Raw genomic sequence first — 26223 nt, 5'->3', positions numbered from 1 at the left:
CTAGTAGGTACTGGTACCGCTGCTGCCCACGATGAGCGCGATCAGGCCGAAATAGAAGATGGCGATCAGCGCGAAGACCGCCAACCCGATGTAGCCGACGATCAAGCCGGCGAGAGCCATGCCCTCGCCTTCCTCACCGCTCTGCTTGATCTGCGACTTGGCGAGGTGCCCGAAGATCACGCCGAGGATCGAGGTGCCGGCACACGTCACCAGCCCCAGCAGCGAGCAGACCAACGACGCGATGGCCAGCCCGTTGGTCTTCGGCACCGGCGCATAACCGAACGGCATCATGCCGGGCATCGGCGGCATACCCGGATATCCCTGGGCCGCAGGCGGATACGGCCCGACCGGCGGCGGGTAACCGGGGGCCGGGAAACCCGCGGCCGGCGGCGGGAACGGCTCGGGCGCAGGCATGGACGGGTAGGGCTCCGCGCCGTAGGCCGGGAGCGGCGGCATACCGTAAGCCGGGGTCGACTCCTCCGGCTCGTCCGCGCCCTTGTTCTGTTCCTGCTCAGTCATCGTCCACCCCGTCTGTCCCTGAGCGACCAGCGTAGCCGGGGCCTGCTCTCGCTTTACGCCGAACTCCCGGTGTAGAACTGCACCATGACAGCCTCGATCGACAATCTGCTCGGCACCGACGACCTGCTGAGCGCCGAGGACATCGAATTGCGCACCATGGTGCGCCAGTTCGGCGAGCAACGGCTGCGTCCCTACATCGCCGAGTGGTTCGAGAATGGTTCGGTTCCGGTGCGCGAGATCGCCGCCGAGGTGGGCAAGCTGGGCCTGCTCGGCATGCACCTCACCGGGTACGGCTGCAGCGGTTCGACGGCGACGGCCTACGGGCTGGTGTGCCAGGAGCTGGAGGCCGTCGACAGCGGCATCCGGTCCCTGGTGTCGGTCCAGGGCTCGCTGGCGATGTTCGCGATCCACCACTGGGGCAGCGAGGAGCAGCGCGAGCAGTGGCTGCCCGGCATGGCGGCGGGCGACCTGATCGGCTGTTTCGGTCTCACCGAGCCGGACTTCGGATCCAACCCCGGTGGCATGCGGACCACCGCGCGCCGCGACGGCGACGACTGGATCCTCAACGGGTCCAAGATGTGGATCACCAACGCCTCGGTCGCCGATGTCGCGGTGGTGTGGGCCCGCGCCGAAGAAGGCGTGCTGGGGTTCGCCGTGCCCACGGACACACCGGGTTTCAGCGCCCGCGAGATGACGCGCAAGATGTCACTGCGGGCCTCGGTGACCTCTGAATTCAGCCTCGACGACGTCCGGCTGCCCGAGTCCGCGCGGCTGCCCGGCGCGCGTGGTCTGTCCGGCCCGCTGAGCTGCCTGTCGGAGGCGCGGTTCGGCATCGTGTTCGGTGCGGTGGGCGCGGCCCGCGACTGCCTGCAGGCGACGCTGGACTACGTCGGCACCCGTACGGTTTTCGACAAGACGCTCGCGGAATACCAACTGACGCAGGCCAAGATCGCCGACATGGCCGTCGAACTCGGCAAGGCGCAGTTGCTGGCCCTGCAGCTGGGCCGGCTCAAGGACGCCGGGAAAATCCAGCCCGAGCAGGTCAGCGTCGGCAAGCTGAACAACGTCCGCGAGGCCATCAAGATCGCGCGGCAGTGCCGAACCCTGTTGGGCGCCAACGGCATCACGCTGGAGTACCCCGTGATCCGGCACGCCAACAACCTGGAGTCGGTGCTGACCTACGAGGGCACGTCCGAGGTGCACCAGCTGGTCATCGGGCAGGCGCTGACAGGGGTCAGTGCGTTCCGCTGACGGGGGTGCGCGTGCGCGGCGGCGTCACGCAGACGGTCTCCATGACCATGTCGGCGAACGTCTGCCGCTTGGCATCCCACAGCGGCCACAGGTAGCCGACGATCGACAGGTCGGTCAGGTGCACCGCCTGCCGCAGCAGCGATCGCGCGAAACCTATTGGCGCCCCTGTGGTCTGGCCGACCACCCGGCAGTGCAGTGCGGTCTTTCCGAGGCTGGCGCCGGTGCGGCCCTGGCGGTAGCCGAAGTTCCAGACGAGATAGCCGACCATGAGCGCCCAGGTGACGACCAGGCTGACGTAGCCCAGCGTCGAGTAGCCGTCACCGCATTGGGCGCCGCCGTCGAACGCGGAGGTATCGGTGTCGCACAGCCGATCTCGGGTGAACCACACCAGCGCCGCACCGGCTGCGGTGAGTACCACCAGGGGCAGCAGGTCGATGACGGCGGCGGCAGCTCGTCGCCACCACGGGGCGTACGTCATCATCGGGTCGGCACGCAGACGGTCGACATGATCTTGTCGGCCAGGGTCTGCCGCTTGGCGTCCCACAGCGGGAACAGGTACCCGGCGAATACCGGGATGGCGTCGGCGACGTGGGCCAGCTGCCGCAGCACCGAGCGACCGAAACCGATGGGCAGCCCCGTCTTTTCGTCGATCACCTGGAAATGCAACACCCGCTTACCCAGGCTGGAGCCCGTGGTGCCCTGCAGGTAACCGTGATTCCACACCATGAACAGCACCGCGATGACGAGCCCGGCCAGCCAGATCAGCACGCCGGCGACGGAGTTCCCGGTGGCGCAGTAGGGGCCGATGCTGTAGTCCGCCTGGTCGGCAAGGCATTTCGTCACGCGCTGGGAGCGCTCGACCAGACCGCCGACGACGATGACGAACAGCGGCGGGAACCGGTCGATCAGGCTGGCCACCACGCGGGCCCACCATGGTGTGTAGTTCAAGTCGTCCTGTCTCATGTGGTGCTGTCGTCATGCCTGTTCGGGGGCCGCGGCCCAGCGGCCCCGGCCCCCGAACAGGCCACGACGTTACGGCGTCAGCGGGGCGACCTGACCACCGCTGAGGCGACGGTACGTGTACACCAGCATCAGTGAGGCGACCGGACCGGAGACCAGAATGCCGACGCCACAGGCGAGGGCCCCGGCCGCGGCGATCAGGCCGGCCACCAGCCAGACCAGGATCACCTGTCCGACATTGGCTTTCACGATCTCGATGCTGGCCTTGAGCGAGTCGATCGGCGACAGGTTGCGGTCGATCAGGATCGGGTGCGCGAACATCGCGAACACCGCGACGATCAGACCGGGGATCACGCACAACACGTAACCGATGCCGACGAGCACGCCGACGATGAGCGTCAGGATGATCATCGGGCCGATGTAGCGCGGCTTGAAGAAGGACCCGATGGTGGTCGGCTGCCCGTCGGCGATGCCCAGCAGGCCGACGTACTGCGCCGACGAGATGGCCGCCGCCACCACCAGCAACACGAGGTATCCGAGCACCAGGATGGCGATGCTGGCCGGTCCCAGCGACGTGACGTTGTACGAGTAGCTGAAGCCGGCATCGTCGGCCGAGTAGCTCGAGACCGAGGTCTCAGCCAGCCCCAGCGCACTGAACTGCACGATGCCGGCGATCACACCCACGATCAGGGCGTAGACCAGCACCGACACGATCAGCGGCGCCGGGTTCTTGGTGAACTTGTTCCACGCCCACGACAGCGCGTCGCCGACGCTGAACGGAGCGGCACCGCCCGGCGCACCGTACTGGTACCCGGCCGGCGGGTATCCCCCCGGAGGCGGCGGCGCGAAGCCGCCCTGCGGCGGCGGTGGCGGCGGGTAGGCACCACCCGGCGGCGGGGGCGGCGGGGCGTATCCACCTTGCCCCGGCGGCGGCGGGTAGCCACCCTGCGGCGGAGGCGGGAATCCGCCGGGCGGCGGAGGCGGCGGCGGGTAACCACCCTGCGGAGGCGGCGGATAGCCACCCTGCGGCGCCTGCGGAATGTATTCCGTCGGAGCACCTCCCGGGGGCGGGGGGAATCCACCCGGCGGTGGCTGCGGAATGTACTCCGTCGGCTTATTGGCGTCCGGCGGAGTGCCGTCCGTCGGTTGGTCCGTCATAGTTCAGTCCCTCTCCGAGAGGATTTGGCGTGACTTCGGTCGCCACGGCACGAGATCAACATCGAACTACACGAATATACGAATACCGCGGCACGAACGACACGCTGTAGACGAAAAACACGCGGACTGCACAACTGCCAGGCGTTTCGCGGTAGTTCCACGAGCGTCGCCCTGAACGAGGCGGAACACGAGACACCGCACGTCACGGCCGGGGCTTCTCGCGAGGTTCGAACCGAGGGTGCCGCGAGGCCAACCCTCGCTCGCGCCCAGCTGACGCTTCTTCGTAGTAGCGCAAGCGTGCAGTTTCCGTCGAGCACTCGATTTATCTGTCAGATAATGGAGTCGAGCGCCGGTAAACGGGGACGCGGAATTGGGGACCAATGGTGGATTATGAACAGATCGTCGCCGACATCGTGCGCAGTGTCGGCTCCGCGAACGTAATTCCCATTGGGATCTACGACAACATACGCAACTTCAAGAAAGACCCGTTTGGATCAGCCACCAATCTCGCAGGCATACTCGCGCCGTCACTCAATGTGGCATCTTCAGCAGTTGCTGCACTCGGCGACAAGCCCAACGCGTCGGGTTCCGGAAACACACCCATCCTTGCGGCCGCGCTCGCTGTACTGAAAGACATGCTCCAGCAATGCGGCGCCGGAGTTCCGGATTCAGGTGCTGATTTCAAGTCCGGCGCACAAGCCTTCGCAGCCACAGCTGAGCAAATGGGCGCCGCATCACCGCCGGATAGTTGGACCGGATCCGCATCGACCGCCTATTCAGATGCCAATGAAGTCCAGAAACATAAAGCCGAAGCACTAGCGAAGGCGGACGACACAGTAGCTGCCGCGCTCGGTGCCGAAGCGCTGCATGTAGCCGCCACGCGGAAGAGCATCGAGAGCGCTTCGCACACACTGAACGGCGCGGTGCCAGTCGCAATCCTTCTCGGCGCCCTGCCGCACGGAGACGTCATCTCGTACGGCTTTCAAGTTCAGACCGTGATGTACACGATGCCCTTGCCCATCGCGGACTTTCATCGCCTCACCACCGCAGTGACCCGCTACGCCGCGTCCGTAAAGGCCGCCGCGACTTCGTACGCCCAAGCTGATGCAACAACTGGTACACCGTCGCTCGATCCAGCTCAGCGACTCACTGTCGAGCCGAATGCCCTGCGGCGGCTTTCAGACAGTCAGCACGTTGTCGCCGTCATGTCGAAGCAAGCTGGCGCCCTCACAGCTGACACAGGCCGCAACGTATTCACCACGCACGGGTCTGCTTGCGCGCCGACAAGTGAAGCAGTCATGCAAGCCTGCATCGACCGCGCGAACTCAGCGCAAGCAATCACCATGCGAGCCGATGGGTTGGCCGCCGGTCTCAGTGCAGCGGCGGATTGGTACGACCGCACAGACGCGACCGGAGCGGCAAACCTGGCAGCACAAATGAATCTCGAGTAGGCCGATCCGGCAACGGACGGCACTTAGGTGCAATCGGCTATTTGCGCGAGCCGCCCTGTGACAGGAATCCCAGCAGATCGTGCCGCGTCAGTACGCCGACGGGCTTGCCGTCGTCGACGACCATCACGGCGTCGACCTCGCGCAGTTCCTTGGCCGCCGCGGAGGCCAGCTCGCCGGCACCGATGAGCGGCAGCGGCGGGCTCATGTGCTGCGCCACCGCGTCGGCCAGTTTCGCCCGGCCCTCGAAAACCGCTGAGAGCAGCTCACGTTCGGACACGCTGCCCGCGACCTCGCCGGCCATCACCGGCGGCTCGGCCCCGACGACCGGCATCTGCGAGACGCCGTACTCGCGCAGGATGTTGATGGCGTCGCGCACCGTCTCCGACGGGTGCGTGTGCACCAGGTCCGGCAGCGCGCCGGACTTGCCGCGCAGTACGTCGCCGACGGTGTGTTCCTCCGGCGTGCCGTCCAGGCGGGTGCGCAGGAAGCCGTACGACGACATCCACTCGTCGTTGAAAACCTTTGACAGATAACCTCTTCCGCCGTCGGGCAGCAGCACGACGACGACGGCGTCGGGCCCTTCGCGCTCGGCGACCTTGATCGCCGCGACCGCGGCCATGCCGCACGAGCCGCCGACCAGCAGGGCTTCTTCGCGCGCCAGGCGCCGGGTCATCTCGAACGAATCGGCGTCGGACACGGCGATGATCTCGTCGGGGACGCTGGGGTCGTAGGCCGACGGCCAGAAGTCCTCACCGACGCCTTCGACCAGGTACGGCCGGCCGGTGCCGCCGGAGTACACCGAGCCCTCCGGGTCGACGCCGACGACCTTGACCCGGCCGCCCGAGACCTCCTTGAGGTAGCGGCCGGTGCCGGTGATCGTGCCGCCGGTGCCGACGCCCGCCACGAAATGCGTGATCTTGCCGTCGGTGTCGGCCCAGATCTCCGGGCCGGTGGTCTCGTAGTGGCTGGCCGGGCCGTTCGGGTTGGAGTACTGGTCCGGCTTCCAGGCGCCGTCGATCTCGGTGACCAGTCGGTTGGAAACGCTGTAGTAGCTGTCCGGATGGTCGGGGGCCACGGCCGTCGGGCAGACGACGACGTCGGCGCCATACGCGCGCAACACGTTCTGCTTGTCCTCGCTGACCTTGTCGGGGCAGACGAAGATGCACTTGTAGCCGCGCTGCTGCGCGACGATGGCGAGCCCGACGCCGGTGTTACCGGACGTGGGTTCGACGATGGTCCCGCCCGGCTTGAGCAGACCGGCCTCTTCGGCGGCGTCGATCATCTTGACCGCGATGCGGTCCTTGGCGCTGCCGCCGGGGTTGAGGTACTCGATCTTGGCGGCCACCACCCCCGAACCCGCTGGAACAACCGAGTTCAGTTGGACCAGAGGCGTATTGCCGATGAGCTCACTGATGTGCCGGGCGATGCGCATGGGTACATGTTGTCAGGCCGCCCCCGGGTTGCGCATACCGGATTACCAGGTTGCCTCGCGGATGTACTCGCCGATCTGCTTCAGCGAGCGGTCGGCCTCCTTGACCAGCGGGGCAGCGAGTTGGAACACGTGCATCTGGCCGGGCCAGACGTGCACCTCGACCGGCACGCCGCTGGCGGCCAGCATGTGCGCGGCCTTGCGGGCGTCGTTGAGGAGCACCTCGGAGCCGGACACGTGGATCAGGGTGCGCGGCAGGCCGGGCTCGATGTGGTCGAGCGGCTCGTAGATCTCTTCGGGCTTTCCGTCGACGAGGTGGCGCGAGGCGGCGTGCTCGATGAGTTCGATCAGCGCGTCGAAGGCGTGTGCCGGGAACATCGCGTCGGACTTCATGTTCGGGTGCTGGGCCCGGCTCTCGTTGTCGATCTCGAACAACGGCGACATCGTCGTCACCGCGGCCGGCAGCTCACCCTCCTCCTGGAGCTTCTCGGCCAGTGCCAGCGACAGGTAGCCGCCCGCGGAGTCGCCGGCGAGCACGATCTGGTCCGGCTCGTAGCCCTTCAGGCGCAGCCACCGGTAGGCGTCGTGGCAGTCCTCGAGGGCCTCGCCGATCGAGTGCTTCGGAATCATCCGGTAGTCGACGACCAGGACGGGCGCGTCGGCGTACTTGGACAACGCGCCGACCACGCGGCCGTGGGTGTGCACGCCACAGGTCAGGAATGCCCCGCCGTGCATGTAGAGGATGACGCTGCGACGGCCGTCGGCCGGCAGCACGCCCTTGGCGCGGACCAGGTGCGCCGTACAGTTCGGCAAACCGATCGTGGCGCGGACGGTGCCCGGCTCGGGCCTCATGATCCGGGCGACGAAGTCCACCATTCCCCACGGCCAGGGGGCCTTCGGGGCGTAGCTGCCGATGGTCAGAGTTGACTTGATGGCGAGTGTCGCGGCTACCGACATCAAGCGACCGGCGAGGCTGGGACCGTCCTCGACGATCTCTACCGGTGCGCCGTCACTGACCGGATAGCGGCGTGGTTTCCGCCCCTTAACAGGACTTATAGCAACACTATGGGTTCTGACAACCCTGCTCGGTGCGGTCATCGCCACCACTCCTACGCCTTTGTAGTTCCGGTGCACTTCGTTATTTACGTCACTTAATAGACAACCCGCGTAACTTAGCTTGCCACTGCTACATAGATCAACAATCAAAGTCGCCGAATTGATGCCCCAGTCGATATGACTACGTGACCGGGTCGCCCGCGGTTCATCGACCTGCGAATCTGGGCAACCGACCTAGACTGAACGCCGTGGGCATACGTGCACCGCGCCGGACGACCATCGCTCTGGCGACCGCAGCCACCATCGCCTCGACGGGGTCGTTCTACGTCGGGGTCCGCAACCTCCTGAGCGGCCAGGCAGCCACTGCGCGCCGGGTCATCCCCAAGTCATGGGAAGTCCCGCCACGGGCCGACGGCGTCTACAGCCCCGGGGGCGGACCCGTCGAAAAGTGGCAGCGTGGCGTGCCGTTCGACCTGCGCCTGATGATCTTCGGCGACTCCACCGCCACGGGATACGGCTGCCGCAGCGCCGACGAAGTGCCCGGCGTCCTGCTCGCCCGTGGGCTGGCGCAGCAATCCGGTAAGCGAATCCGGTTGTCCACCAAGGCCATCGTGGGCGCGACCTCGAAAGGCCTGTCCGGCCAGATCGACGCCATGTTCGTGGCCGGCCCGCCACCGGACGCGGCGGTCATCATGATCGGCGCCAACGACATCACCGCCGTCAACGGCATCTGGCAGTCGGCGCGCCGGCTGGGCAACGCGGTGCAGCGCCTGTGCGCCAGCGGCGCAGTCGTCATCGTCGGCACGTGTCCCGACTTCGGCGCCATCGCCGCCATCCCGCAGCCGCTGCGCTGGGTGGCCCGCAATCGGGGCCTGCGGCTGGCCCGGGCCCAGGCCGGGCAGGTGCGGTCGAACGGCGGCGTGCCGGTGCCGTTCTCGGACCTGCTGGCGCCCGATTTCCTCAAGGCGCCCGAGGTGCTGTTCTCCCCGGACATGTTCCACCCGTCGGCCGCCGGTTACTCGCTGGCGGCCCAGCAGTTGCTGCCGGCCCTGTGTGAAGCGTTGGGCGAGTGGACAACTGAGTCGCCGCCGGCATCCGCGCTGGTCTCCCGGACCGCGGACGTGACGAGCCTGCTGGCCCGCCTGGCCGGCATCGCGCGCCTGTGGCGGCGCACGACAGGCGTACCCGCGCCGATCGTCGCTCCTGTCACGGGATAAATTCGCCGGGAAGCAATTTTTGGATCCTTAGGAGCCCGTCATGCCCGAAGCCGTCATCGTCTCCACCGCCCGCTCCCCCATCGGCCGTGCCGTCAAGGGCTCGCTGGCCACCATGCGGCCCGACGACCTCGCCGCCCAGATGGTGCGCGCCGCGCTGGACAAGGTGCCCGCGCTCGACCCGCGCGATGTCGCCGACCTGATGATCGGCTGCGGACAGCCCGGTGGTGAGGCCGCCTACAACATCGGTCGCGCCGTGGCCGTCGAGCTCGGCTACGACTTCATGCCGGGCACCACCGTCAACCGCTACTGCTCGTCGTCGCTGCAGACCACCCGCATGGCGTTCCACGCCATCAAGGCCGGCGAGGGCGACGTGTTCATCTCGGCCGGTGTCGAGACCGTGTCCCGCTTCGGCATCGGCGCTGCCGACGGCGCCCCGAACAGCAAGAACTCGCTGTTCGACGAGGCTCAGGCCCGCACCGCCAAGCAGGCCGAAGGCGCCACCGAGTGGCACGACCCGCGCGAAGACGGCGTCCTGCCCGACGTCTACATCGCCATGGGCCAGACCGCCGAGAACGTCGTCCTGCACACCGGCATCAGCCGTGAGGACCAGGACCACTGGGGCGTCCGCTCGCAGAACAAGGCCGAGGAAGCCATCAACGCCGGCTTCTTCGAGCGCGAGATCGTCCCGGTCACGCTGCCCGACGGCACCATCGTCTCCAAGGACGACGGCCCGCGCGCCGGCACCACCTACGAGAAGATCAGCCAGCTGCAGCCGGTGTTCCGCCCGAACGGCACCATCACCGCCGGTAACGCCTGCCCGCTGAACGACGGCGCCGCCGCCCTCGTGATCATGAGCGACGAGAAGGCCAAGGCCCTCGGCCTGACCCCGCTGGCGCGCATCGTCTCGACCGGTGTCTCGGGTCTGTCGCCGGAGATCATGGGCCTGGGCCCGATCGAGGCCGTCAAGCAGGCCCTCGGCCGCGCCAACATGGCCATCGGTGACGTCGACCTCTACGAGATCAACGAGGCCTTCGCCGTGCAGGTGCTGGGCTCGGCCCGCGCCCTGGGCATGGACGAGGACCGCCTGAACGTCTCCGGTGGCGCCATCGCCCTCGGCCACCCGTTCGGTATGACCGGCGCCCGCATCACCGCGACGCTGATCAACAACCTGCAGACCCACGACAAGCAGTTCGGCATCGAGACCATGTGTGTCGGTGGTGGCCAGGGTATGGCCATGATCATCGAGCGGCTTTCGTAAGTCCCTTAAGCAGTCTCTGAAGCGGCGTCCCGCCGCCTCAGCGTTGACCCTGTACTCAGGGCGCATTTGTTCGAGTGACATGCGCCCCAGGTACAGGGTCAACGTGTTTCTGGGGGCATCTGGCGTTGACCCTGAACCCTTGGCCTAACTCGCGCGTCCGGCGTCGCGCGAGGGCAGAAACACTGCAGGATTTCGTCGATAGAGTGCCCGCGCCCAGGCCCGATTCACCCACGCGATGATCTCCGCCCGGCGATGTCCGGCGGCCACTCTGACCACCGTCCACCCGACGCCGGCGATGTACTCGCTGCGCACGATGTCGTAGCCGATCTGGCCCGCATGTTGCTCGCCGTCGTACTCGACAGCGAGCCGCATGTCTTCCCATCCCATGTCGAGGAAGTACTTGGCGCGGCCATCGGGGCCAGTCACCGGGATCTGAGTCTTCGGTCGTGGAAAGCCTTCGGCGATCAGCAATTGTCGAAGCCAGGATTCTTGCGGGGATTGGGCGCCCGGGTCGTAGAGAGCCAGAGCCTGCTCCAATTGGCGCAACCCTCGCGCGTGCCGGTGGCGGCCTGCCACCTCACGCACTGCGTCGACGTTGAATCCGGTGGCGGCACCGAGAGCGTCGAGTCGGGCAACCGCGTCGACGAGCGACCCGCGTCGTCCGAGGTCGAACGCCGTACGGTGCGACGTCGTCACAGGCAATCCGCCGAGCAACTGGCTCTCGTCGTCGAAGAGCAGGTCATCACGGGCGATGACGTTCCTGGGCGGCCTGGTATTGGCGTAGATGAGTTCAATCGGCGCGTCATCAGGCACCCACTTCGCCCTGTGAAGGGCTGCCGCGGCATGCCCGGCAATGGTGGCCTCGCGTCCAGACCACAGCCACGCGGCCTGCGTCCGCTGGTAGAGCGATGGGTCAATTCGCTTGTCCACGTAGATGTTCGGCAGCATCGCCCGGTAGTGGCGGCGCAGCTCGTAGCGGGTGAGCGATCGACTTGCGACAGCCTCGCTGCCGATGAACGGGTCCGATTCGGTGATCATGACGCAACCGTCTGCCGCCCCGCTGACAGAAAGGTCTCGATCGCGCCGACACAGCCGTGGAGTGTGGATCAACTGCGAAGTGTGGATAACTCACGTTGAGCCTGTATCCGCGGCGCATTCGTACGAGTAGCCCGCGCCACTAGTACAGGGCCAATGCGCCGATGGGCGATCAGGACTCTGAGCCTGAATCCATGGCGCAAGAGTGCGAGAAACCCACGCCCTCAGTACAGGATCAACCCACATAGAACCCCACCCCATAGACTTTCCGCCCAATGATCACCATCGGAACCCCACTGTCGCCGAACGCGACCAAGGTCATGCTGCTCGGCTCCGGCGAACTCGGTCGCGAAGTGCTGATCGCGTTGCAGCGCCTGGGCGTCGAGACCATTGCCGTCGACCGCTACGAGAACGCGCCGGGCCAGCAGGTGGCCCACCACGCGCGGACCATCTCGATGACCGACCCCGACCAGCTCAAGGCGCTGATCGCGGCGGAGAAGCCGGACCTCGTGGTGCCGGAGATCGAGGCCATCGCCACGCCGGCGCTGCAGGAACTCGAGGAGGCCGGTGTGGTGCGGGTGATCCCGACCGCGCGGGCCGCCCGCCTCACCATGGACCGCGAGGGCATCCGGCGCCTGGCCGCCGAAGAACTCGGCGTGCCGACGAGCCCCTACAAGTTCTGCGATTCGCTCGAGGAACTCCAAGCCGCCATCGATGGCGGCATCGGGTACCCGTGCGTCGTGAAGCCCGTGATGAGCAGTTCGGGCAAGGGCCAGAGCAAGCTCGACGGCCCGGACGACGTCGCGAAGGCCTGGGAGTACGCCATGGGCGGGGCGCGCGTGACCAACACCCGCATCATCGTCGAGGGCTTCGTCGACTTCGACTACGAGATCACGCTGTTGACGGTCCGGGCACGAGGCGCCGACGGCGAGGTCGAGACCCAGTTCTGCGAACCGATCGGGCACCGTCAGGTCTCCGGCGATTACGTGGAGAGCTGGCAGCCGCACCCGATGTCGGCCGCGGCTCTGGCCAACGCCCAGGACATCGCGCACAAGGTCACCGAAAACCTCGGCGGGCAGGGCGTTTTCGGCGTCGAGTTGTTCGTCAAGGGCGACCAGGTGTGGTTCAGCGAAGTGAGCCCGCGCCCACACGACACCGGCATGACGACGATGATCACGCAGTGGCAGAACGAGTTCGAGCTGCATGCCCGTGCGATCCTCGGGCTGCCGGTGGACACGTCTCTCAAGAGCCCGGGCGCCAGCGCGGTGATCTACGGCGGCGTGGAGGCCGAGGGCATCGTCTTCGACGGCATCGATGAGGCCCTGCAGGTGCCGGGCACCGACATTCGCCTGTTCGGCAAGCCCGAGAGCTTCCGCACCCGCCGGATGGGTGTGGCCCTGGCGCGGGCCGCGGACATCGACACCGCACGCCGCAACGCCGCCGAAGCGGCCGGCCGCGTCAAGCCGCGCGCGGTCTGAGCCGGACACTGCACGACACGAAGAAGGGGCGCCCGCCGAAGCGGACGCCCCTTCTCTGTCAACGGAGCTAGTCGTTGTTGAAGTAACTCAGCAGTCGCAGGATTTCCACGTACAGCCAGACCAGGGTGACGGTCAGGCCGAGCGCGACGCCCCATGCCGCCTTCTCCGGCGCGCCGGCGCGGATCATCTGGTCGGCAGCGTCGAAGTCGAGCAGGAAGCTGAACGCCGCCAGCGCGATGCAGACCAGCGAGAAGATGATCGCGATGGTGCCGCCGCTGCGCAGGCCCATGCCCGCGCCGCCGTTGAACAGGCCGATGATGAAGTTGCCGAGCATGAGCGCCAGAACACCGAACATGCCGGCGACGATCATGCGGGTGAACTTCGGGGTGACGCGGATGGCGCCGGTCTTGTAGACGACGAGCATGCCGAAGAACACACCGAAGGTGCCGAGAATGGCCTGGCCGATCAGGGCACCGGCATTGGCGCCGGAGACCGCGAAGTTGGCCATCACGAACGAGAAGGCACCGAGGAACATGCCCTCGAGCACCGCGTAGGTGAGGACGATGCCCGGGTTGTCCTGCTTACGGCCGAACGTGGCGATGAGGACCATCACCAGGCCGCCGAGGGCACCGATCATGGCGATGGGCCCGGCCAGCGCCAGGTTCGACATGATCACGAAGTACGAAACGACCGCACTGACCGTCAGCACCGCCAGCGTGATGCCGGTCTTGGTGACGACGTCGTCGATGGTCAGCGGGCGCGAGAAACCGGCCTGCTGCTGCGGGTACTGGGTGTATGGCTGGGCCATGGTCTGCTGGGCACCATATGCGGCGGCGCCACTACCGAATTGCGCGTATCCGCCCTGCGATTTGGGCAGGGAACGAAATATCGGGTTGCTGCTCTCGCGCACCGTCTGGGTTCCTCTCGTGAAGCTGTGGTCCGTCTGCTGACGAACACCCACTCAACGTACGGCTTCGGGTGTTGGTTCCCGGCGAGACGGAGAAACTGGGAACTTACTGTGAAACGGTACCTGGTCGGCGCAGCGGTTGCGCGACGATCTAGATTGCTTACCGTGGCGGAAAACGAGGATATCCTAGTAAATGTCGAGAACGGCGTCGGCGTCGTCACGCTGAACCGTCCGAAGGCCATCAATTCGCTCAATCAAGTCATGGTCACGGGCCTGGCCGAGGCGCTCACGGCGTGGGAGCACGACGACAGCGTGCGCGCGGTCCTGCTGACCGGCGCCGGCGAGCGCGGCCTGTGCGCAGGCGGCGACGTCGTCGCGCTGTATCACTCCGCCAAGGCGCAGGACGACAAGGCCAGGACGTTCTGGCACGACGAATATCTGCTCAACGCGCACATCGGCCGCTACCCCAAGCCGTACGTCTCGCTGATGGACGGCATCGTGATGGGCGGCGGCGTCGGGGTCGGCGCGCACGGCAACACCCGCGTCGTCACCGAGAAGACCAAGCTCGGCATGCCCGAGGTCGGCATCGGCTTCATCCCCGACGTCGGCGGTACCTACCTGCTGTCCCGCGCGCCGGGCCTGATCGGCCTCCATGCCGCGCTCACCGGTGCCCCGTTCTCCGGCGCGGATGCCATCGCTCTGGGCTTCGCCGACCATTTCGTCCCGCAGGCCAACCTGCCCGCCTTCCGCGACCTGGTGATCAGCGACGGCCCCGACGCGGCGCTCAAGAAGTACGCCGTCGAGCCGCCCGCCAGCGAGCTTCTGGCACAACAGCATTGGATCGACGAGTGCTACGCGGCCGACACGGTCGCCGAGATCCTGGAGAACCTGCGGAACAGCGAAGCCGCGCCCGCCAACGCGGCAGCCGACCTGATCGCCACCCGGTCGCCCATCGCGCTGACGGTCACCCTGGAGGCCGTGCGCCGCGCCGCGAAGCTGCCCACCCTCGAGGACACCCTCGTGCAGGAATTCCGAGTCTCGATGGCGTCGCACAAGTCTCACGATTTCGTGGAGGGCATCCGCGCCCAGCTCGTCGACAAGGACCGCAACCCGCAGTGGTCCCCGGCTAGTCTTTCGGACTGCACCGCCGCCGACGTCGACGCCTACTTCGTCTCCGCCGACCCTGATCTCACCTTCTAGGAGAACCGATGACTTTCGAAACCATCCTGGTCACCCGCGACGACCGCGTCGCCACCATCACCCTGAACCGGCCGAAGGCCCTCAACGCCCTCAACAGCCAGGTGATGACCGAAGTCACCACGGCCGCAGCCGAACTCGACGCCGACCCGGGCATCGGCGCCATCATCATCACCGGTAGCGAGAAGGCCTTCGCCGCGGGCGCCGACATCAAGGAGATGGCGAGCCTGACGTTCGCCGACGTGTTCTCGCAGGACTTCTTCGCGCTGTGGAACAAGTTCGCCGCGACCCGCACCCCCACCATCGCCGCCGTCGCCGGCTACGCGCTCGGTGGCGGTTGTGAGCTCGCCATGATGTGCGACCTGCTGATCGCCGCCGACACCGCCAAATTCGGCCAGCCCGAGATCAAGCTGGGCGTGCTGCCCGGCATGGGCGGCAGCCAGCGTCTGACGCGTGCCGTGGGCAAGGCCAAGGCGATGGACCTGATCCTCACCGGCCGCAACATGGACGCCGAGGAAGCCGAACGCTGCGGCCTGGTGTCGCGTGTGGTCCCGGCCGACAAGCTGCTCGAAGAGGCCAACGCCGTCGCCAAAACCATTGCCGGCATGTCGCTTTCGGCGTCGCGGATGGCGAAGGAAGCGGTCAACCGCGCCTTCGAGAGCACCCTCGCCGAGGGCCTGCTGTACGAGCGCCGGCTGTTCCACTCGGCCTTCGCCACCGACGACCAGACGGAGGGCATGGCGGCGTTCACCGAGAAGCGCGCGCCGAACTTCACGCATCGGTAAAGTCGATCGGTGGCCGACACCGCACAACTGCCTGATCCCGCCCACGACGGCGCCGCTGTCGCGGTGGCCGAGCCGTCGGACGCGGAGTCATTCGTCGCGAAACTGGAAGAGCCACCCTCGGATTGGTGGGTCCGCCGCTACACGTTCTTCGGCACCGCAGTCGGCCTGACCTTCATCTGGCTCTCGCTGACGCCGTCGCTGTTGCCGCGCGGACCGCTCTTCCAGGGCATCGTCAGCGGCGCTGCCGGCGCGTGCGGCTACGGCCTCGGGGTGCTCGGCGTCTTCCTGGTGCGCTACATGCGCTCGAAGGACAGCAGCCCCAAGGCGCCCCGCTGGGCGTGGCTCGTCCTGATCGGGGTCGGCGTCATCGGCCAGGTGCTCGCGGTCATCTGGTTCCACGTCTGGCAGGACGAGGTCCGCGACATGATGGGCGTGCCCCGGATGAAGTTCTGGGACCACCCGCTGACGGCGGTGTACTCGATCGTCTTCCTGTTCGGCTTCGTCGAAATCGGCCAGCTGATCCGCAAATTGGTGCGTTTCCTGATGCGTCAGCTGGAGCGCGTGGCGCCCCCTCGGGTGTCCGGTGTGGTGGCAGTGCTCCTGGTCATCGCCGTGTTCGTCGAGGTGTTCAACGGTGTGGTCGGCAACTATGCGATGTCGTGGATCAACAACACCTTCGCCTCGGCCAATGACGAGGATGATCCCGACAACCCGCCTCCCACATCGCCATTGCGGTCGGGCGGCCCCGGCTCACTGGCCAGCTGGTCGTCGCTGGGCCGGCAGGGCCGCATCTTCGTCGGCAACGGACCGAGCGTCGAAGAGCTCGAGAAATTCAACGGCCGCAAGGCAATCGAACCGATTCGCGCCTACGCCGGTCTGCACTCCGCGGACGGCATCCGGGCGACGGCCAGGCTCGCCGCGCAGGAACTCAAGCGCACCGGCGGACTCGAGCGCGCGGTCGTCGCCGTCGCCACCACGACGGGCACCGGCTGGATCAACGAGGCCGAAGCCGCGTCGCTGGAGTACATGTACAACGGCAACACCGCGATCGTGTCGATGCAGTATTCGTTCCTGCCCAGCTGGATCTCGTTCCTGGTGGACAAGGACAACGCGCAGGAAGCCGGCCAGGAACTGTTCGAAGAGGTCGACGCCCTCGTGCGGCAGATGCCCGAGGGCAAGCGCCCCAAGCTCGTGGTGTTCGGGGAGAGCCTCGGCTCGTTCGGCGGCGAGGCTCCGTTCCAGTCGCTGAACAACCTGGTGGCCCGTACCGACGGCGCGCTGTTCTCCGGACCGACGTTCAACAACGTCATCTGGACCGAGCTGACCCGCTACCGCGACGCCGGGTCACTGGAGAAACTGCCGATCTACGACCACGGCCTCAACGCCCGGTTCGCTTCTCGCCCTGAGGATTTGGACCGCCCCGCCGACGCCACCTGGGGCCACCCGCGGGTGGTGTATCTGCAGCACGCGTCCGACCCGATCGCCTGGTGGAATCCCGACCTGCTGTTCGCCCGGCCCGACTGGCTGGAAGAACCGCGCGGCCGTGACGTCTCGCCGCGGATGGAGTGGATTCCCGTCGTGACGTTCCTGCAGGTGTCGGCCGACATGGCCGTCGCGGTCGACGTCCCGGACGGGCACGGACACGTCTACGTCAGGGACGTCGCCGATGCGTGGGCCGACGTATTGCAGCCACCGGAGTGGACCAAGGAGAAGACGGAGCGGTTGCGCCCGCTGCTACACCCAAGCGCCGGCACGTAGCAGCACCGACGCGGCCGTCCCGCCGAGCAGTCCCTCATCGACCAGCGCCCGGTATCCGCCGATGACGTCGGTGGCGCGGTACAGCCCCAGGTCTTGCAGCGCGGCGGCGGCCAGGCTCGAGGTGTAGCCCTGCGAGCACAGCACCACCCACTCGACGTCGACGCCGGTGGCCTGCGGCAGCCGGGCGTCACTGGTCGGGTCGCAGCGCCATTCCAGGACGTTGCGTTCCACGACGAGCGCGCCGGGAAACTCGCCCTCGATGGCGCGCTGCGCGGCCGGCCGGATGTCCACCAGCACGGCGCCCCGGGCCAGCGCGGCGGGTATTTCGGCGGCGGACAGCCGGACCAGCCGCTCGCGCGCCGCATTCAGCATGGCGTCGACTCGGCTGACCGCGTTCCCCGTCGCATCACTCGCCGTGGTCATCAGTCCCCCTCGGGCTTGTCGGTGAGTTCGGTGTAGACGCGACGCAGCTTCTGGCTTTCGGTCACGTCGTAGTACGACATGGCGGTCAGCGGCGGCGAGTAGGCGTGCACGCTCAGCGTGGGCGGAGCGGGCGATACTCCTGCGGCATCGTTGCTGCCCGCCCGCACCACGTCGTGGACCCAGCCCAACGGGAACGCGGCCTGGTCACCGGCCTCCAGAGTGCGCTGCCGCAGCCCGCGGCCGTCCCAGCGGGTTTCCTCGAGCGCCCCGGACACCACGGTCAACGCACCGAGCGATCCGCCATGGTCGTGCAGCTCGGTGCTGCGCTCGGGGACCCAGCTGATCAGCCAGAGATCGAGTTCGTCGTCGCCGTACAACCGGCGGAACCAGCGTTCGTGAAGGGGCAGGCCGTCGGCCGGCAGCAGCCGGTCGTAACGGCCGCTCAGGACGTCGTCGGCGCACCGATCAGTGGCGTGCAGCAGGTCGGGCAGCCGCAATCGGGTCGGGGCCAGGGAAGTGGGGCCAGAAACAGAAAACTCTGTCAGGACGGACATGACGGAACTCCAATGCAGAAACGAACGGGTGGGCTTGGCGCCCTCACAAGGCCGGGCTCAAGCCCGACAACATGTCGCGTTCTGCACGTTCTGCACTGCCATGTTCCCCATGGTGTCGGCGCCGCGGCCGCCGGGAAAGGGTTAGCGTCAGGGTGATCCTGAATGCCTACACCTCTAGATTGGCAAGCATGCAGATCAACGTCATCCGGGCAGCGCTGCTCACGACCACCGCACTGACGTTCCTGACAGCCTGCGGGCCGGACAAGCAAGCCGCTCCCGCCCACACTCCCGCCGAGCTGCCCACGCAGTCGCACGAACACCCCGCACCCGCCGGCGGCGCCGTCTCCCCGGGCGGCGTGACAACTGCCGTCGACGCCCCGCCGGCGGCGACCGAGTCCGAGTTCGGCCAGGCGTGCCACGCCGCGAAGGTGTGGATGGACGCTCAGCATGCCGACCCGGCGACGCTCGTCGAGCCGTACCTGAGCCTCATGCAGCGGGCGGAAACACGTGATCCCGGTAACTTCAACACCCCGTGGACCGAGCTCACCGCAGGCCAGCAGGCCGGCGTGATCATGGCCGCGACCAGCGCCTCCAAAGGTGAATGCGGCTGATACCCGCCGTTCACTGAGGATTCGCTGAGTCTGCGGCGTTGCCCTAAAATCGGTCGCACTGCCGTCCGATCGCTCTGACGCATACACGCGGGCCGCGGTGACAGCGAACTTTCCGACCGCCGGATCCGACCGGCGGTCCTCACGTACCCGCGAGGCCCGCCGAGATGACCGCCATGACCGCATCCCCTCGAGGTCGCAGCTGAGCACCTCCGATCTCCAGCGCAGCGATACCGCCCGCCACCGTCTTCCAGCCCGGCACCGCCGGAGCCGGCTGCAAAGCCTGCTCAGCGCCCGGGTGGGCTGGGACACCGTCGGGCGGGTGGCGCTCGCCCTGGTCACCACGGTGGCGGTGGCGACGACCGGCCTGGGCTGGTGGACGGTGCGCGGCGCGCTGCACGGCATCACGGTCAGCGATGCGCTCGGGGCCGACGCGCCCAAGTCCACCGGCGGGGCGATGAACATCCTGCTGATCGGCCTGGACTCGCGGAAAGACCAGCAGGGCAATGACCTGCCGCAGGCGCTGCTCGACAAGCTGCACGCCGGGGATTCGGACAACGGCGGCTACAACACCAACACGCTGATCCTGGCGCACATCTCCGCCGACAACCATGTGGTCGCGTTCTCGATCCCGCGCGACGACTATGTGCGGGTCACCGGCATCCCCGGATACGACCACATCAAGATCAAAGAGGCGTACGGCCTGACCAAGGCCAACGCCATGCAGCACCTCATGGACAAGGGCGTCACCGACCAGGCCGAGCTGGAACGCAAGAGCCGCGAGGCCGGCCGCGCCGCCACCCTGGCCGCGGTCCGCAATCTGACCGGTGCGCCCATCGACTACTTCGCCGAGGTCAACCTCGCCGGTTTCTACGACATCGCCGAGAGCCTCGGTGGCGTCGAAATCTGCCTGAACCACCCCGTGTACGACGACTACTCGGGCGCCGATTTCCCGGCCGGCCGCCAGATGCTCGACGCCTCGCAGGTCGTCGCCTTCGTCCGGCAACGGCACGGCCTGGACAACGGCGACCTGGACCGGACCCACCGCCAGCAGGCGTTCCTGATCTCGGTGATGCACCAGCTGCAGAAGGACGGCTCGTTCAGCGACCTCGGCAAGCTCAATCAGCTGATCGGCGTCGCACAGAAGGACGTCGTGCTGTCGGCGGGCTGGGGCCAGGAGCAGTTCAAGCGCATGGGCGAGATCGCCGGCGGCGCAAACGTCCAGTACCGGACATTGCCCGTCGTGCGCTACGACAACATCGACGGCCAGGACGTCAACATCGTCGACCCCATGGCCATCAAGGTCGAGGTCGCCAAGGCCTTCGGCCTCAAGCCACCGGCCGGCGCACCGACGACCACGCCCAGCACGTCGACCGAGCCGTCGACGCTGGACAAGGCCGCCGACAGCACCGGTACGACGTCGAAGAACGCCAAGACCGCCGTCATCGACGTCATCAACGGTTCCGACGTGATGGGCCTGGGCCGGCAGATGTCCGAGATCCTGGGCGATCTCGAATACTCCATGGGCCAGACCCGGAGCTCGCAGGACGGCGAGCTCAGTTCGACGGCCGTCGACTTCGGCGCCGGTACCGACGCCGAAGCCAAGCACCTGGCAGAACTGTTGGGCATCGACGCGGTCCGCGCCGACCCGTCGGTGCCCGCCGGCCGCATCCACGTGACGCTGGGGCCGGGCTATCAGGTGCCAGACACCCTCGACAGCGTCTCCCTGGCTGCGGCCAAGTCGTCCAATTACGACACCACGTTGCCGACCCCGGAAGCCGGGCCGCCGGTGCGTGCCAACGACGGGCTCCCCTGCGTCAACTGACGCGCGCCCGCTTTTCCGTGCCGCCAGTGTGCGCACAGACCGTCGATCCGGCCGGTTCCGCGATCTGCACGCACACTCGCGATGCAGACGCCACCAGCTGCCGGCGCAAATTAATTAGATTAGTTCAACGAATTAAATTCGCCGCCCATCGAAGCGCGAAAAATGAGCAGCAACACCATTCTCAGAACACAAAGCACATCTAACAAATTTGCCCGCCGACCAGGCAAAACGTCGCGAAAGCAATGAGATCAGCTAACGAATACGACCAATTTCCCAACTACTGGTCAGTAATTGTGCTTTGACTCACACAATGGTGCACACTATGGGGTGTCTCACTCATTGTCGAAGGGATGAGCTCAATGGTTGCTCCTCAGCACGTACCGGTCGCTCGGGCCCACAGTGGCGCGGTCAACGGGCGCCGGGTGCTCTTCATGGGCATCCTCCTGCTGCTCATCGCGGTCGCCGCGGTCAGCGGCATCCTCTTCGCCATGAGCAGCGGACAGCCGCAGGTGGCCCTCATCATCGGGCTCGTCTCGGCGGCGTTCTTCTCGCGCATCCGCTGCTGACGCGGCCTCGTCTCGCCGCCGCCTGATCCGCACGCCAAAATAGGGCCATGCGGGTCGCACTGGTCCTTGGCAGCGGTGGCGCCCGGGGTTACGCACACATCGGCGTCATCGACGCGCTCCGCGAGCGCGGCTTCGATGTCGTCGGCATCTCCGGTTCATCCATGGGCGCACTCGTCGGTGCACTGCAGGCCGCCGACAAACTCGACGAATTCTCCTCCTGGGCCAGTGCTCTCACGCAGAGCGCGGTGCTTCGCCTGCTCGATCCATCCCTCACCGCCGCCGGTGTGCTTCGCGCCGAGAAAATCCTGGCCGCCGTCCGCGAGATCATCGGCCCGCGGACCATCGAGAGCCTGCCGATCCCCTACACCGCCGTCTCGACCGACCTGATCGCCGGAAAATCGGTCTGGCTGCAGCGCGGCCCGATCGACGCGGCCATCCGCGCCTCCATCGCCATCCCCGGCGTCATCGCGCCCTATCTGCTCGACGGCCGGCTCCTGGCCGACGGCGGCATCCTCGACCCTCTGCCCATGGCACCGCTCGCCGCCGTCAACGCCGACCTGACCATCGCGGTCAGCCTCAACGCCAGCGACCCCAATCCCGCCCCGGAATCCCCGCGCCCCACCGCCGAGCTGTTGAACCGCATGCGGCGCAGCACGACGTCACTGATCGACCGGGCCGCGGCGAGCACCCTGCTCGACGGCCCCACCGCACGATCGGTGCTGAGCCGCTTCAGCAACGCGGTCGACGGCATCGACGCCGTCCCCGAGTCCGAGGTCGAGACCGAGGAAGACACGCACGTGCCGCGGCTCGGCGGATTCGAGGTCATGAACCGCACCATCGAAATCTCGCAGGCCGCGTTGATGCGACACACCCTGGCGGCCTATCCGCCCGACCTGTTGATCGAGGTGCCGCGCACGGTGTGCCGCAGCCTCGAGTTCTACCGAGCCTCCGAGGTCATCGAGATCGGGCACGAATTGGCTTGCGCCGCACTCGATTCCCTCGACCACGCCGACTAGGACAGGAACGCGGCGACCTCTGCCGCGACCTTTCGGCCCTGCACCCGGCCGGCCTGCGCCGACGGGATACGACAGGCCGGATCGAGCGGGTCGACGCCGAAGGCGGCGAGGGACTCAGCGTCGGCGAAGATGCCGCAGGCGCGGCCCGCAAAGCTCCTGACGTCCGCGCCGGGGCCCGCCCCGAACGGCGACGGCGAGTCCGACGGCGCCGGAACCAGCACGACGGCGGCGTCACAGTCCTTGACCGCGATCATGTTGACGCTGCTGCCCATGCCGCCGTCCATGTAGCGGCGGCCGCCGATGGTCACCACCGGCCAGGCGGCCGGCACCGCGCAGCTGGCCTCGACGGCGTCGACGAGGGACACCCCCGATTCGCGGGTGAACACCACCAACTCGCCGGTGTCGATGTCGACGCCGGTGATGCGCAGGTCATGGTCGGGCCACTCGTGCGACGGCAACCGGCGTTCGATGACGTTGCGGCGCACGGCCGGACTGACGGTGTCGGCGGCCGCCGCCGCCTTGCCCAGGCGCTGCAACTGCTCGGCCCGGCTGCCGTGGTCCGCCGACATCGCGTCGATGAACGTGGTCAGGACGGCCTCGATGTCGATGCCCGGGCTGATCTCTGCCGATTCGGCGGCCACCTGGCGCTCGAACAACTCTCCGATGCTCAGGGCGCTGCCCAGCTGTGCACCGACCGCCGACCCCGCCGACGTGCCCAACACCACATCGGAATTCCGCACCGCCGCGGCGACCTCCGGGGCCTCGTCGGCGATGCCCTGCAGGATGCCGGTCTCCCACGCGATGCCGGCGATGCCGCCACCAGCCAGAACGAGTGCACGCTTAGTCATTAGTTCATCTAACCGGATTCGGCGTGCGCCGTGGGACCGTCATCCCACCAGGAGGTCAGAAAGATGCTCCAGCGACCGGCCGGCGTAGCCCTTCCACAGCTTGCCGAACACCGGCAGCAGCGGAGCGGTCAGCGAGCTGCGCGGGTGCAGGGTCCACCGCCAGGTGATCTTGGTGCGGGGGCTCTGCCCAGCGGAGACATCCTGGAACAGCCACATCCCTTGCACGCCACCCACCAGCGGCGCCAGTGGTCCGTTGATGTCGGACAGCGTGTAGCCGAACGAGTGCGGCTCGTCGTACGAGGTCAGGGTCTCGGCCATGCTGCCGCCACCGGTCAGCAGGATGGTGCGGGTCTGCCCCACCGCATCCCAGATGCCGGTCTGGTTCCGCACGGCCTTGATCGGCGGGATCGGTCCGTACCAGCGACAGAACAGCTCATTGAGCGGGATCGGTGCGGTGCCGCTGAACGCGTCGGCCACCGCGACGGGGACTATTCGTGATTGCTCGACCACCAATGCCTGCGCCATGATGGCGATCGTAACCATCGATGCTGACCACTGGAGTGTCATGACCTCAACGATGCGGGCCCAACGGTTCTACGCCGACACCAAAAAGGTTGTGGTGGAAGATGTTCCGATTCCGGAACCGGGCCCCGGCGAGGTGCTGGTCAAGGTCGCCTACTGCGGCATCTGCCACTCCGACCTGAGCCTGATCAACGGCACGTTCCCGTCGCAGCTCCCGGTGGTGACGCAGGGCCACGAAACGTCGGGCACCATCGCCAAGCTCGGACCGGGCGTCACCGGCTGGGCCGAGGGCGACCGCGTCGTCGTCGCGGCCGGCAAGCCGTGCATGGACTGCGTGAACTGTCTCCGCGGCGACATGTCCAACTGTCTGCGGATCCGGCTCATGGCGTTCGCGTACGACGGGGGCTGGGCCGAATACACCGTCGCGCAGGCGTTCGGGCTGACGCGCGTCCCCGACAACGTGCCGCTGGAGCAGGCCGCGATCCTCGCCGACGCGGTGTCGACGCCGTTCGGCGCCGTCGTGCGGACCGGCCAGGTGGGTATCGGCGAGTCCGTCGGCGTATGGGGCATGGGTGGGCTCGGCACGCACATCGTGCAGTTGGCCCGATTGGTCGGGGCGGCGCCGATCGTCGCGGTCGACGTCAACCCGGCAGTGCTGGAGCGCGCGCTGGAGGTCGGCGCGGACTACGCCTTCGACGCCCGCGACCCGGAGTTGTTGGCCCAGATCGGTGCAGCCACCGGCGGCCGGATGCTCGACGTCGCGTTCGACGCGGTCGGCAAGGGGTCGACGTTCGATCAGGCGCTGGCGGCGCTGACCGTGGGCGGACGGTTCGTCGGCGTCGGGATGAGCGCCGATGCCCCGTCGATCGGCCCGACGTCGTTCTTCAACCTGACCAAGAAGCAGGTGCGCGGGCACCTGGGCTACCAGAACGCCGACATCGGCACGCTGGCCACGCTGGTGTCCCGCGGCCGTCTGGACCTCACCCGTTCGATCAGCGAGATCGTCCCGCTCGAGGACGTCGCCGAAGGCATCGCGAAACTCGATCGGGCCGAAGGCAATCCGATCCGGATACTCGTGCAGCCCTAATTACCGCGAGCGGCCGTGTTTGTACGCCGACACGCTGCCGCAGGCGTGCAAAAACGTCGCGCTCACCTCAGCCGAGGTGCCGCTTTCGCACTGAAGAGCGGCAGGTCCAGATAGGTGGCGATGCCCGGTTCCGCGGCACACACCGCCGGCACGGAGTTGACGCAGTGGGCGGCGGTGCCGACGACGCCGGGTTCGGGGCCGTCCTCTCCGACCAGTCCCTGAAAGCCCTTGATCGACACGGTGAAGTCCGGATTTCCCTTGACCTCCATCTCATAGCGTTGACCTTCGGGGCCGAAATCCCATGCCGGGTCGAGGTTTTCCTCACCCATGAACCAGTTGACGGTGACGCGCACGACAACCTCGTCGCCGACGACCGCCTCCCAGTGGAACTTGCGGGCGGCCACCTGGCCGGGCTGGATGGGCCCCAGCGGTGAGTCGATCGGCGCGGTCGCCACCGCAACCTCTTGGCGCGCAACGATCTTCGGATCGGCATTGAAGCCGAACTCGTCGACGCACATCCGCACGGCCTGGATGAAGCCACTGTCGAGCAGCTTCTGCATCGGACCGGTCAGCGCCTTGTCCGGGGTCTCACCGAACCCCATGACGTGCCGCAGCACGTCGGGCGCCTCATAGGTGCGCAGATCCGAAAATTCCTCGGCCCGAACGAAAGTCACGCCAGTGGACATCACCGAGAACAGCAGCGGGAACTTCTCACTGATGCCGCCGGGTGCGATGCCGGTGCCGTGCAGCGTGGCCCCACCTGCCAGCGCGGCTTCCCGCATCGGCGCGCCCTGCTTCTCGCTCGGATACACCCACCCGACGGGCGTCACCACGTTCTTGCCGGACCGCAGCAGGGCCGCCACCTCGTCGGGGTTGGCCATCAGCGGGGCGTAGATGACGGCGTCGGCCTCGAGCGCCAGGATGTCGTCGATGTTGTTGGTCGCAGTGACACCCAGCGGCTCGGCGCCGATGATCTCGCCAACATCCTTGCCGTTCTTGGCTTCCGAATGCACCCAACAACCGACCAGTTCCAGGTCCGGGTGTTCCAGCACGCCCTTGATCGCGGCGACGCCGACTCCGCCGGTTGCCCACTGCACGACCCGCAACGCCATGAAACCTCCCGAGCACCGCCCGAACTAGAACACGTTCTAGGTTGTATACCACCGGCCCGGCGCCGGAGACCAGACCTTTGGGGTCTTGACTAAAACCGCCGGGCGTGACTGAACTACAGGTAGTAACGAAAGGACTCTCAATGACCGTGTCAAGCCGCCGCCGTGGCGATTTGGGGCGTGTCGGGGTGCCAGGTCCGGTTGTC

26 protein-coding genes are annotated in these 26223 nt (G+C 67.2%); 13 read left to right on the top strand and 13 right to left on the bottom strand.

The features are described 5' to 3' along the window. The gene (locus ACJH6H_RS27920; protein WP_406776232.1) at nt 1–519 is read right to left on the bottom strand and encodes a DUF4190 domain-containing protein; all 519 of its coding nucleotides are present in this window, start codon (nt 517–519) and stop codon (nt 1–3) included. Between the two features lie 84 nt (nt 520–603). Between ACJH6H_RS27920 and ACJH6H_RS27915 the strand changes: the two genes are divergently transcribed. Further along, on the top strand, nt 604–1770 hold the full coding sequence (locus tag ACJH6H_RS27915) for an acyl-CoA dehydrogenase family protein (RefSeq protein ID WP_318986898.1): 1167 nt from the start codon (nt 604–606) through the stop codon (nt 1768–1770). Here the strand turns inward: ACJH6H_RS27915 and ACJH6H_RS27910 are convergent. From ACJH6H_RS27910 to ACJH6H_RS27900, 3 genes are all read right to left on the bottom strand, one after another. Further along, the gene (locus tag ACJH6H_RS27910) at nt 1754–2251 is read right to left on the bottom strand and encodes an RDD family protein (protein WP_406776231.1); all 498 of its coding nucleotides are present in this window, start codon (nt 2249–2251) and stop codon (nt 1754–1756) included. The genes ACJH6H_RS27915 and ACJH6H_RS27910 overlap by 17 nt on opposite strands. After that, nucleotides 2248–2733, bottom strand: coding sequence for an RDD family protein (locus ACJH6H_RS27905; protein WP_406776230.1), 486 nt, complete (start codon nt 2731–2733; stop codon nt 2248–2250). The genes ACJH6H_RS27910 and ACJH6H_RS27905 overlap by 4 nt, the downstream gene beginning before the upstream one ends. Before the next feature lie 69 nt (nt 2734–2802). Continuing rightward, nucleotides 2803–3888: a hypothetical protein gene (locus tag ACJH6H_RS27900; RefSeq protein ID WP_406776229.1), complete on the bottom strand. Its 1086-nt coding sequence runs from the start codon at nt 3886–3888 to the stop codon at nt 2803–2805. A gap of 383 nt (nt 3889–4271) precedes the next feature. On the opposite strand from ACJH6H_RS27900, the gene ACJH6H_RS27895 reads away from it, so the two are divergent. Continuing rightward, nucleotides 4272–5339 (top strand): EspA/EspE family type VII secretion system effector, encoded by a 1068-nt coding sequence (locus ACJH6H_RS27895; RefSeq protein ID WP_167837875.1) that lies wholly within the window; start codon nt 4272–4274, stop codon nt 5337–5339. Nucleotides 5340–5376: 37 nt separating this feature from the next. Here ACJH6H_RS27895 and ACJH6H_RS27890 read toward each other — a convergent pair whose 3' ends face one another. Together ACJH6H_RS27890 and ACJH6H_RS27885 are read right to left on the bottom strand one after the other, a co-directional pair. Next, nucleotides 5377–6771 carry a cystathionine beta-synthase gene (locus ACJH6H_RS27890; RefSeq protein ID WP_135355218.1) on the bottom strand — a complete coding sequence of 465 codons (1395 nt, stop codon included), beginning with the start codon at nt 6769–6771 and terminating at the stop codon, nt 5377–5379. 42 nt (nt 6772–6813) lie between these two features. Further along, nucleotides 6814–7866 carry an alpha/beta hydrolase gene (locus ACJH6H_RS27885; RefSeq protein WP_135355219.1) on the bottom strand — a complete coding sequence of 351 codons (1053 nt, stop codon included), beginning with the start codon at nt 7864–7866 and terminating at the stop codon, nt 6814–6816. A gap of 206 nt (nt 7867–8072) precedes the next feature. On the opposite strand from ACJH6H_RS27885, the gene ACJH6H_RS27880 reads away from it, so the two are divergent. After that, nucleotides 8073–9041: an SGNH/GDSL hydrolase family protein gene (locus tag ACJH6H_RS27880; protein WP_406776228.1), complete on the top strand. Its 969-nt coding sequence runs from the start codon at nt 8073–8075 to the stop codon at nt 9039–9041. A gap of 40 nt (nt 9042–9081) precedes the next feature. After that, nucleotides 9082–10299 (top strand): acetyl-CoA C-acetyltransferase, encoded by a 1218-nt coding sequence (locus ACJH6H_RS27875; protein ID WP_135355221.1) that lies wholly within the window; start codon nt 9082–9084, stop codon nt 10297–10299. A 144-nt stretch (nt 10300–10443) separates the two neighbouring features. Here ACJH6H_RS27875 and ACJH6H_RS27870 read toward each other — a convergent pair whose 3' ends face one another. Then, nucleotides 10444–11337, bottom strand: coding sequence for an endonuclease domain-containing protein (locus tag ACJH6H_RS27870; protein WP_135355222.1), 894 nt, complete (start codon nt 11335–11337; stop codon nt 10444–10446). Between the two features lie 272 nt (nt 11338–11609). On the opposite strand from ACJH6H_RS27870, the gene purT reads away from it, so the two are divergent. Then, nucleotides 11610–12812 carry a formate-dependent phosphoribosylglycinamide formyltransferase gene (gene purT, locus ACJH6H_RS27865; RefSeq protein ID WP_135355223.1) on the top strand — a complete coding sequence of 401 codons (1203 nt, stop codon included), beginning with the start codon at nt 11610–11612 and terminating at the stop codon, nt 12810–12812. 67 nt (nt 12813–12879) lie between these two features. On the opposite strand, the gene ACJH6H_RS27860 is transcribed toward purT, so the two are convergent. Continuing rightward, nucleotides 12880–13722, bottom strand: a complete 843-nt coding sequence (locus ACJH6H_RS27860) for a Bax inhibitor-1/YccA family protein (RefSeq protein ID WP_135355224.1) — start codon at nt 13720–13722, stop codon at nt 12880–12882. A 162-nt stretch (nt 13723–13884) separates the two neighbouring features. Here ACJH6H_RS27860 and ACJH6H_RS27855 point away from each other — a divergent pair, with 162 nt between their 5' ends. The 3 genes from ACJH6H_RS27855 to ACJH6H_RS27845 are packed head-to-tail and all read left to right on the top strand — an operon-like array spanning nt 13885 to nt 17459. Continuing rightward, a complete protein-coding gene (locus ACJH6H_RS27855; RefSeq protein WP_406776227.1) occupies nt 13885–14919 on the top strand; it encodes an enoyl-CoA hydratase/isomerase family protein in 1035 nt (344 codons plus the stop codon). 8 nt (nt 14920–14927) lie between these two features. Beyond that, nucleotides 14928–15701 (top strand): enoyl-CoA hydratase, encoded by a 774-nt coding sequence (locus ACJH6H_RS27850; protein WP_135355226.1) that lies wholly within the window; start codon nt 14928–14930, stop codon nt 15699–15701. A 9-nt stretch (nt 15702–15710) separates the two neighbouring features. After that, nucleotides 15711–17459, top strand: a complete 1749-nt coding sequence (locus tag ACJH6H_RS27845; protein WP_406776226.1) for an alpha/beta hydrolase — start codon at nt 15711–15713, stop codon at nt 17457–17459. Here the strand turns inward: ACJH6H_RS27845 and ACJH6H_RS27840 are convergent. Continuing rightward, nucleotides 17436–17882 (bottom strand): rhodanese-like domain-containing protein, encoded by a 447-nt coding sequence (locus ACJH6H_RS27840; RefSeq protein WP_318986908.1) that lies wholly within the window; start codon nt 17880–17882, stop codon nt 17436–17438. The two genes, ACJH6H_RS27845 and ACJH6H_RS27840, sit on opposite strands and share 24 nt — an antisense overlap. After that, nucleotides 17882–18436 carry a cysteine dioxygenase family protein gene (locus ACJH6H_RS27835; protein WP_133425502.1) on the bottom strand — a complete coding sequence of 185 codons (555 nt, stop codon included), beginning with the start codon at nt 18434–18436 and terminating at the stop codon, nt 17882–17884. Before ACJH6H_RS27835 ends, ACJH6H_RS27840 begins: the two co-directional genes overlap by 1 nt. Nucleotides 18437–18624: 188 nt before the next feature. On the opposite strand from ACJH6H_RS27835, the gene lpqV reads away from it, so the two are divergent. The 4 genes from lpqV (at nt 18625) to ACJH6H_RS27815 (ending at nt 22451) form a co-directional block, all read left to right on the top strand. After that, nucleotides 18625–19047 (top strand): lipoprotein LpqV, encoded by a 423-nt coding sequence (lpqV, locus tag ACJH6H_RS27830; protein ID WP_133425501.1) that lies wholly within the window; start codon nt 18625–18627, stop codon nt 19045–19047. A gap of 199 nt (nt 19048–19246) precedes the next feature. Continuing rightward, nucleotides 19247–20869, top strand: coding sequence for an LCP family protein (locus tag ACJH6H_RS27825; RefSeq protein ID WP_371824595.1), 1623 nt, complete (start codon nt 19247–19249; stop codon nt 20867–20869). Between the two features lie 350 nt (nt 20870–21219). After that, nucleotides 21220–21435, top strand: a complete 216-nt coding sequence (locus tag ACJH6H_RS27820; protein WP_133425500.1) for a hypothetical protein — start codon at nt 21220–21222, stop codon at nt 21433–21435. Between the two features lie 47 nt (nt 21436–21482). Beyond that, nucleotides 21483–22451, top strand: a complete 969-nt coding sequence (locus ACJH6H_RS27815; protein ID WP_133425499.1) for a patatin-like phospholipase family protein — start codon at nt 21483–21485, stop codon at nt 22449–22451. Here the strand turns inward: ACJH6H_RS27815 and ACJH6H_RS27810 are convergent. Beyond that, complete coding sequence (locus tag ACJH6H_RS27810) at nt 22448–23299, bottom strand: patatin-like phospholipase family protein (RefSeq protein ID WP_346415211.1); 852 nt, start codon at nt 23297–23299, stop codon at nt 22448–22450. The two genes, ACJH6H_RS27815 and ACJH6H_RS27810, sit on opposite strands and share 4 nt — an antisense overlap. Nucleotides 23300–23338: 39 nt before the next feature. After that, a complete protein-coding gene (locus ACJH6H_RS27805) occupies nt 23339–23824 on the bottom strand; it encodes an SRPBCC family protein (protein WP_133425497.1) in 486 nt (161 codons plus the stop codon). A 40-nt stretch (nt 23825–23864) separates the two neighbouring features. Between ACJH6H_RS27805 and ACJH6H_RS27800 the strand changes: the two genes are divergently transcribed. Next, nucleotides 23865–24908: a zinc-binding dehydrogenase gene (locus ACJH6H_RS27800; RefSeq protein ID WP_406776225.1), complete on the top strand. Its 1044-nt coding sequence runs from the start codon at nt 23865–23867 to the stop codon at nt 24906–24908. A gap of 62 nt (nt 24909–24970) precedes the next feature. Here the strand turns inward: ACJH6H_RS27800 and ACJH6H_RS27795 are convergent, their stop codons facing one another. Continuing rightward, on the bottom strand, nt 24971–26020 hold the full coding sequence (locus tag ACJH6H_RS27795) for a dihydrodipicolinate reductase (RefSeq protein ID WP_133425496.1): 1050 nt from the start codon (nt 26018–26020) through the stop codon (nt 24971–24973). Nucleotides 26021–26223 lie beyond the last annotated feature (203 nt).

It is taken from the genome of Mycobacterium sp. SMC-21, assembly GCF_045310825.1.
GTDB lineage: Bacteria > Actinomycetota > Actinomycetes > Mycobacteriales > Mycobacteriaceae > Mycobacterium.
The sequence above is the reverse complement of the archived record's forward strand: the minus strand, read 5'-3'. Positions and strand labels throughout refer to the sequence as shown.

Excerpts from the sequence above, each read along its gene's own strand:
- lpqV (WP_133425501.1), top strand. The coding sequence starts at position 18,625 with ATGCAGATCAACGTCATCCGGGCAGCGCTGCTCACGACCACCGCACTG.
- ACJH6H_RS27810 (WP_346415211.1), bottom strand. The coding sequence starts at position 23,299 with ATGACTAAGCGTGCACTCGTTCTGGCTGGTGGCGGCATCGCCGGCATC.
- ACJH6H_RS27910 (WP_406776231.1), bottom strand. The coding sequence starts at position 2,251 with ATGATGACGTACGCCCCGTGGTGGCGACGAGCTGCCGCCGCCGTCATC.
- ACJH6H_RS27905 (WP_406776230.1), bottom strand. The coding sequence starts at position 2,733 with ATGAGACAGGACGACTTGAACTACACACCATGGTGGGCCCGCGTGGTG.
- ACJH6H_RS27800 (WP_406776225.1), top strand. The coding sequence starts at position 23,865 with ATGACCTCAACGATGCGGGCCCAACGGTTCTACGCCGACACCAAAAAG.
- ACJH6H_RS27835 (WP_133425502.1), bottom strand. The coding sequence starts at position 18,436 with ATGTCCGTCCTGACAGAGTTTTCTGTTTCTGGCCCCACTTCCCTGGCC.
- ACJH6H_RS27915 (WP_318986898.1), top strand. The coding sequence starts at position 604 with ATGACAGCCTCGATCGACAATCTGCTCGGCACCGACGACCTGCTGAGC.
- purT (WP_135355223.1), top strand. The coding sequence starts at position 11,610 with ATGATCACCATCGGAACCCCACTGTCGCCGAACGCGACCAAGGTCATG.
- ACJH6H_RS27870 (WP_135355222.1), bottom strand. The coding sequence starts at position 11,337 with ATGATCACCGAATCGGACCCGTTCATCGGCAGCGAGGCTGTCGCAAGT.
- ACJH6H_RS27920 (WP_406776232.1), bottom strand. The coding sequence starts at position 519 with ATGACTGAGCAGGAACAGAACAAGGGCGCGGACGAGCCGGAGGAGTCG.
- ACJH6H_RS27805 (WP_133425497.1), bottom strand. The coding sequence starts at position 23,824 with ATGGCGCAGGCATTGGTGGTCGAGCAATCACGAATAGTCCCCGTCGCG.
- ACJH6H_RS27795 (WP_133425496.1), bottom strand. The coding sequence starts at position 26,020 with ATGGCGTTGCGGGTCGTGCAGTGGGCAACCGGCGGAGTCGGCGTCGCC.
- ACJH6H_RS27820 (WP_133425500.1), top strand. The coding sequence starts at position 21,220 with ATGAGCTCAATGGTTGCTCCTCAGCACGTACCGGTCGCTCGGGCCCAC.
- ACJH6H_RS27885 (WP_135355219.1), bottom strand. The coding sequence starts at position 7,866 with ATGACCGCACCGAGCAGGGTTGTCAGAACCCATAGTGTTGCTATAAGT.
- ACJH6H_RS27850 (WP_135355226.1), top strand. The coding sequence starts at position 14,928 with ATGACTTTCGAAACCATCCTGGTCACCCGCGACGACCGCGTCGCCACC.
- ACJH6H_RS27815 (WP_133425499.1), top strand. The coding sequence starts at position 21,483 with ATGCGGGTCGCACTGGTCCTTGGCAGCGGTGGCGCCCGGGGTTACGCA.
- ACJH6H_RS27900 (WP_406776229.1), bottom strand. The coding sequence starts at position 3,888 with ATGACGGACCAACCGACGGACGGCACTCCGCCGGACGCCAATAAGCCG.
- ACJH6H_RS27875 (WP_135355221.1), top strand. The coding sequence starts at position 9,082 with ATGCCCGAAGCCGTCATCGTCTCCACCGCCCGCTCCCCCATCGGCCGT.
- ACJH6H_RS27840 (WP_318986908.1), bottom strand. The coding sequence starts at position 17,882 with ATGACCACGGCGAGTGATGCGACGGGGAACGCGGTCAGCCGAGTCGAC.
- ACJH6H_RS27890 (WP_135355218.1), bottom strand. The coding sequence starts at position 6,771 with ATGCGCATCGCCCGGCACATCAGTGAGCTCATCGGCAATACGCCTCTG.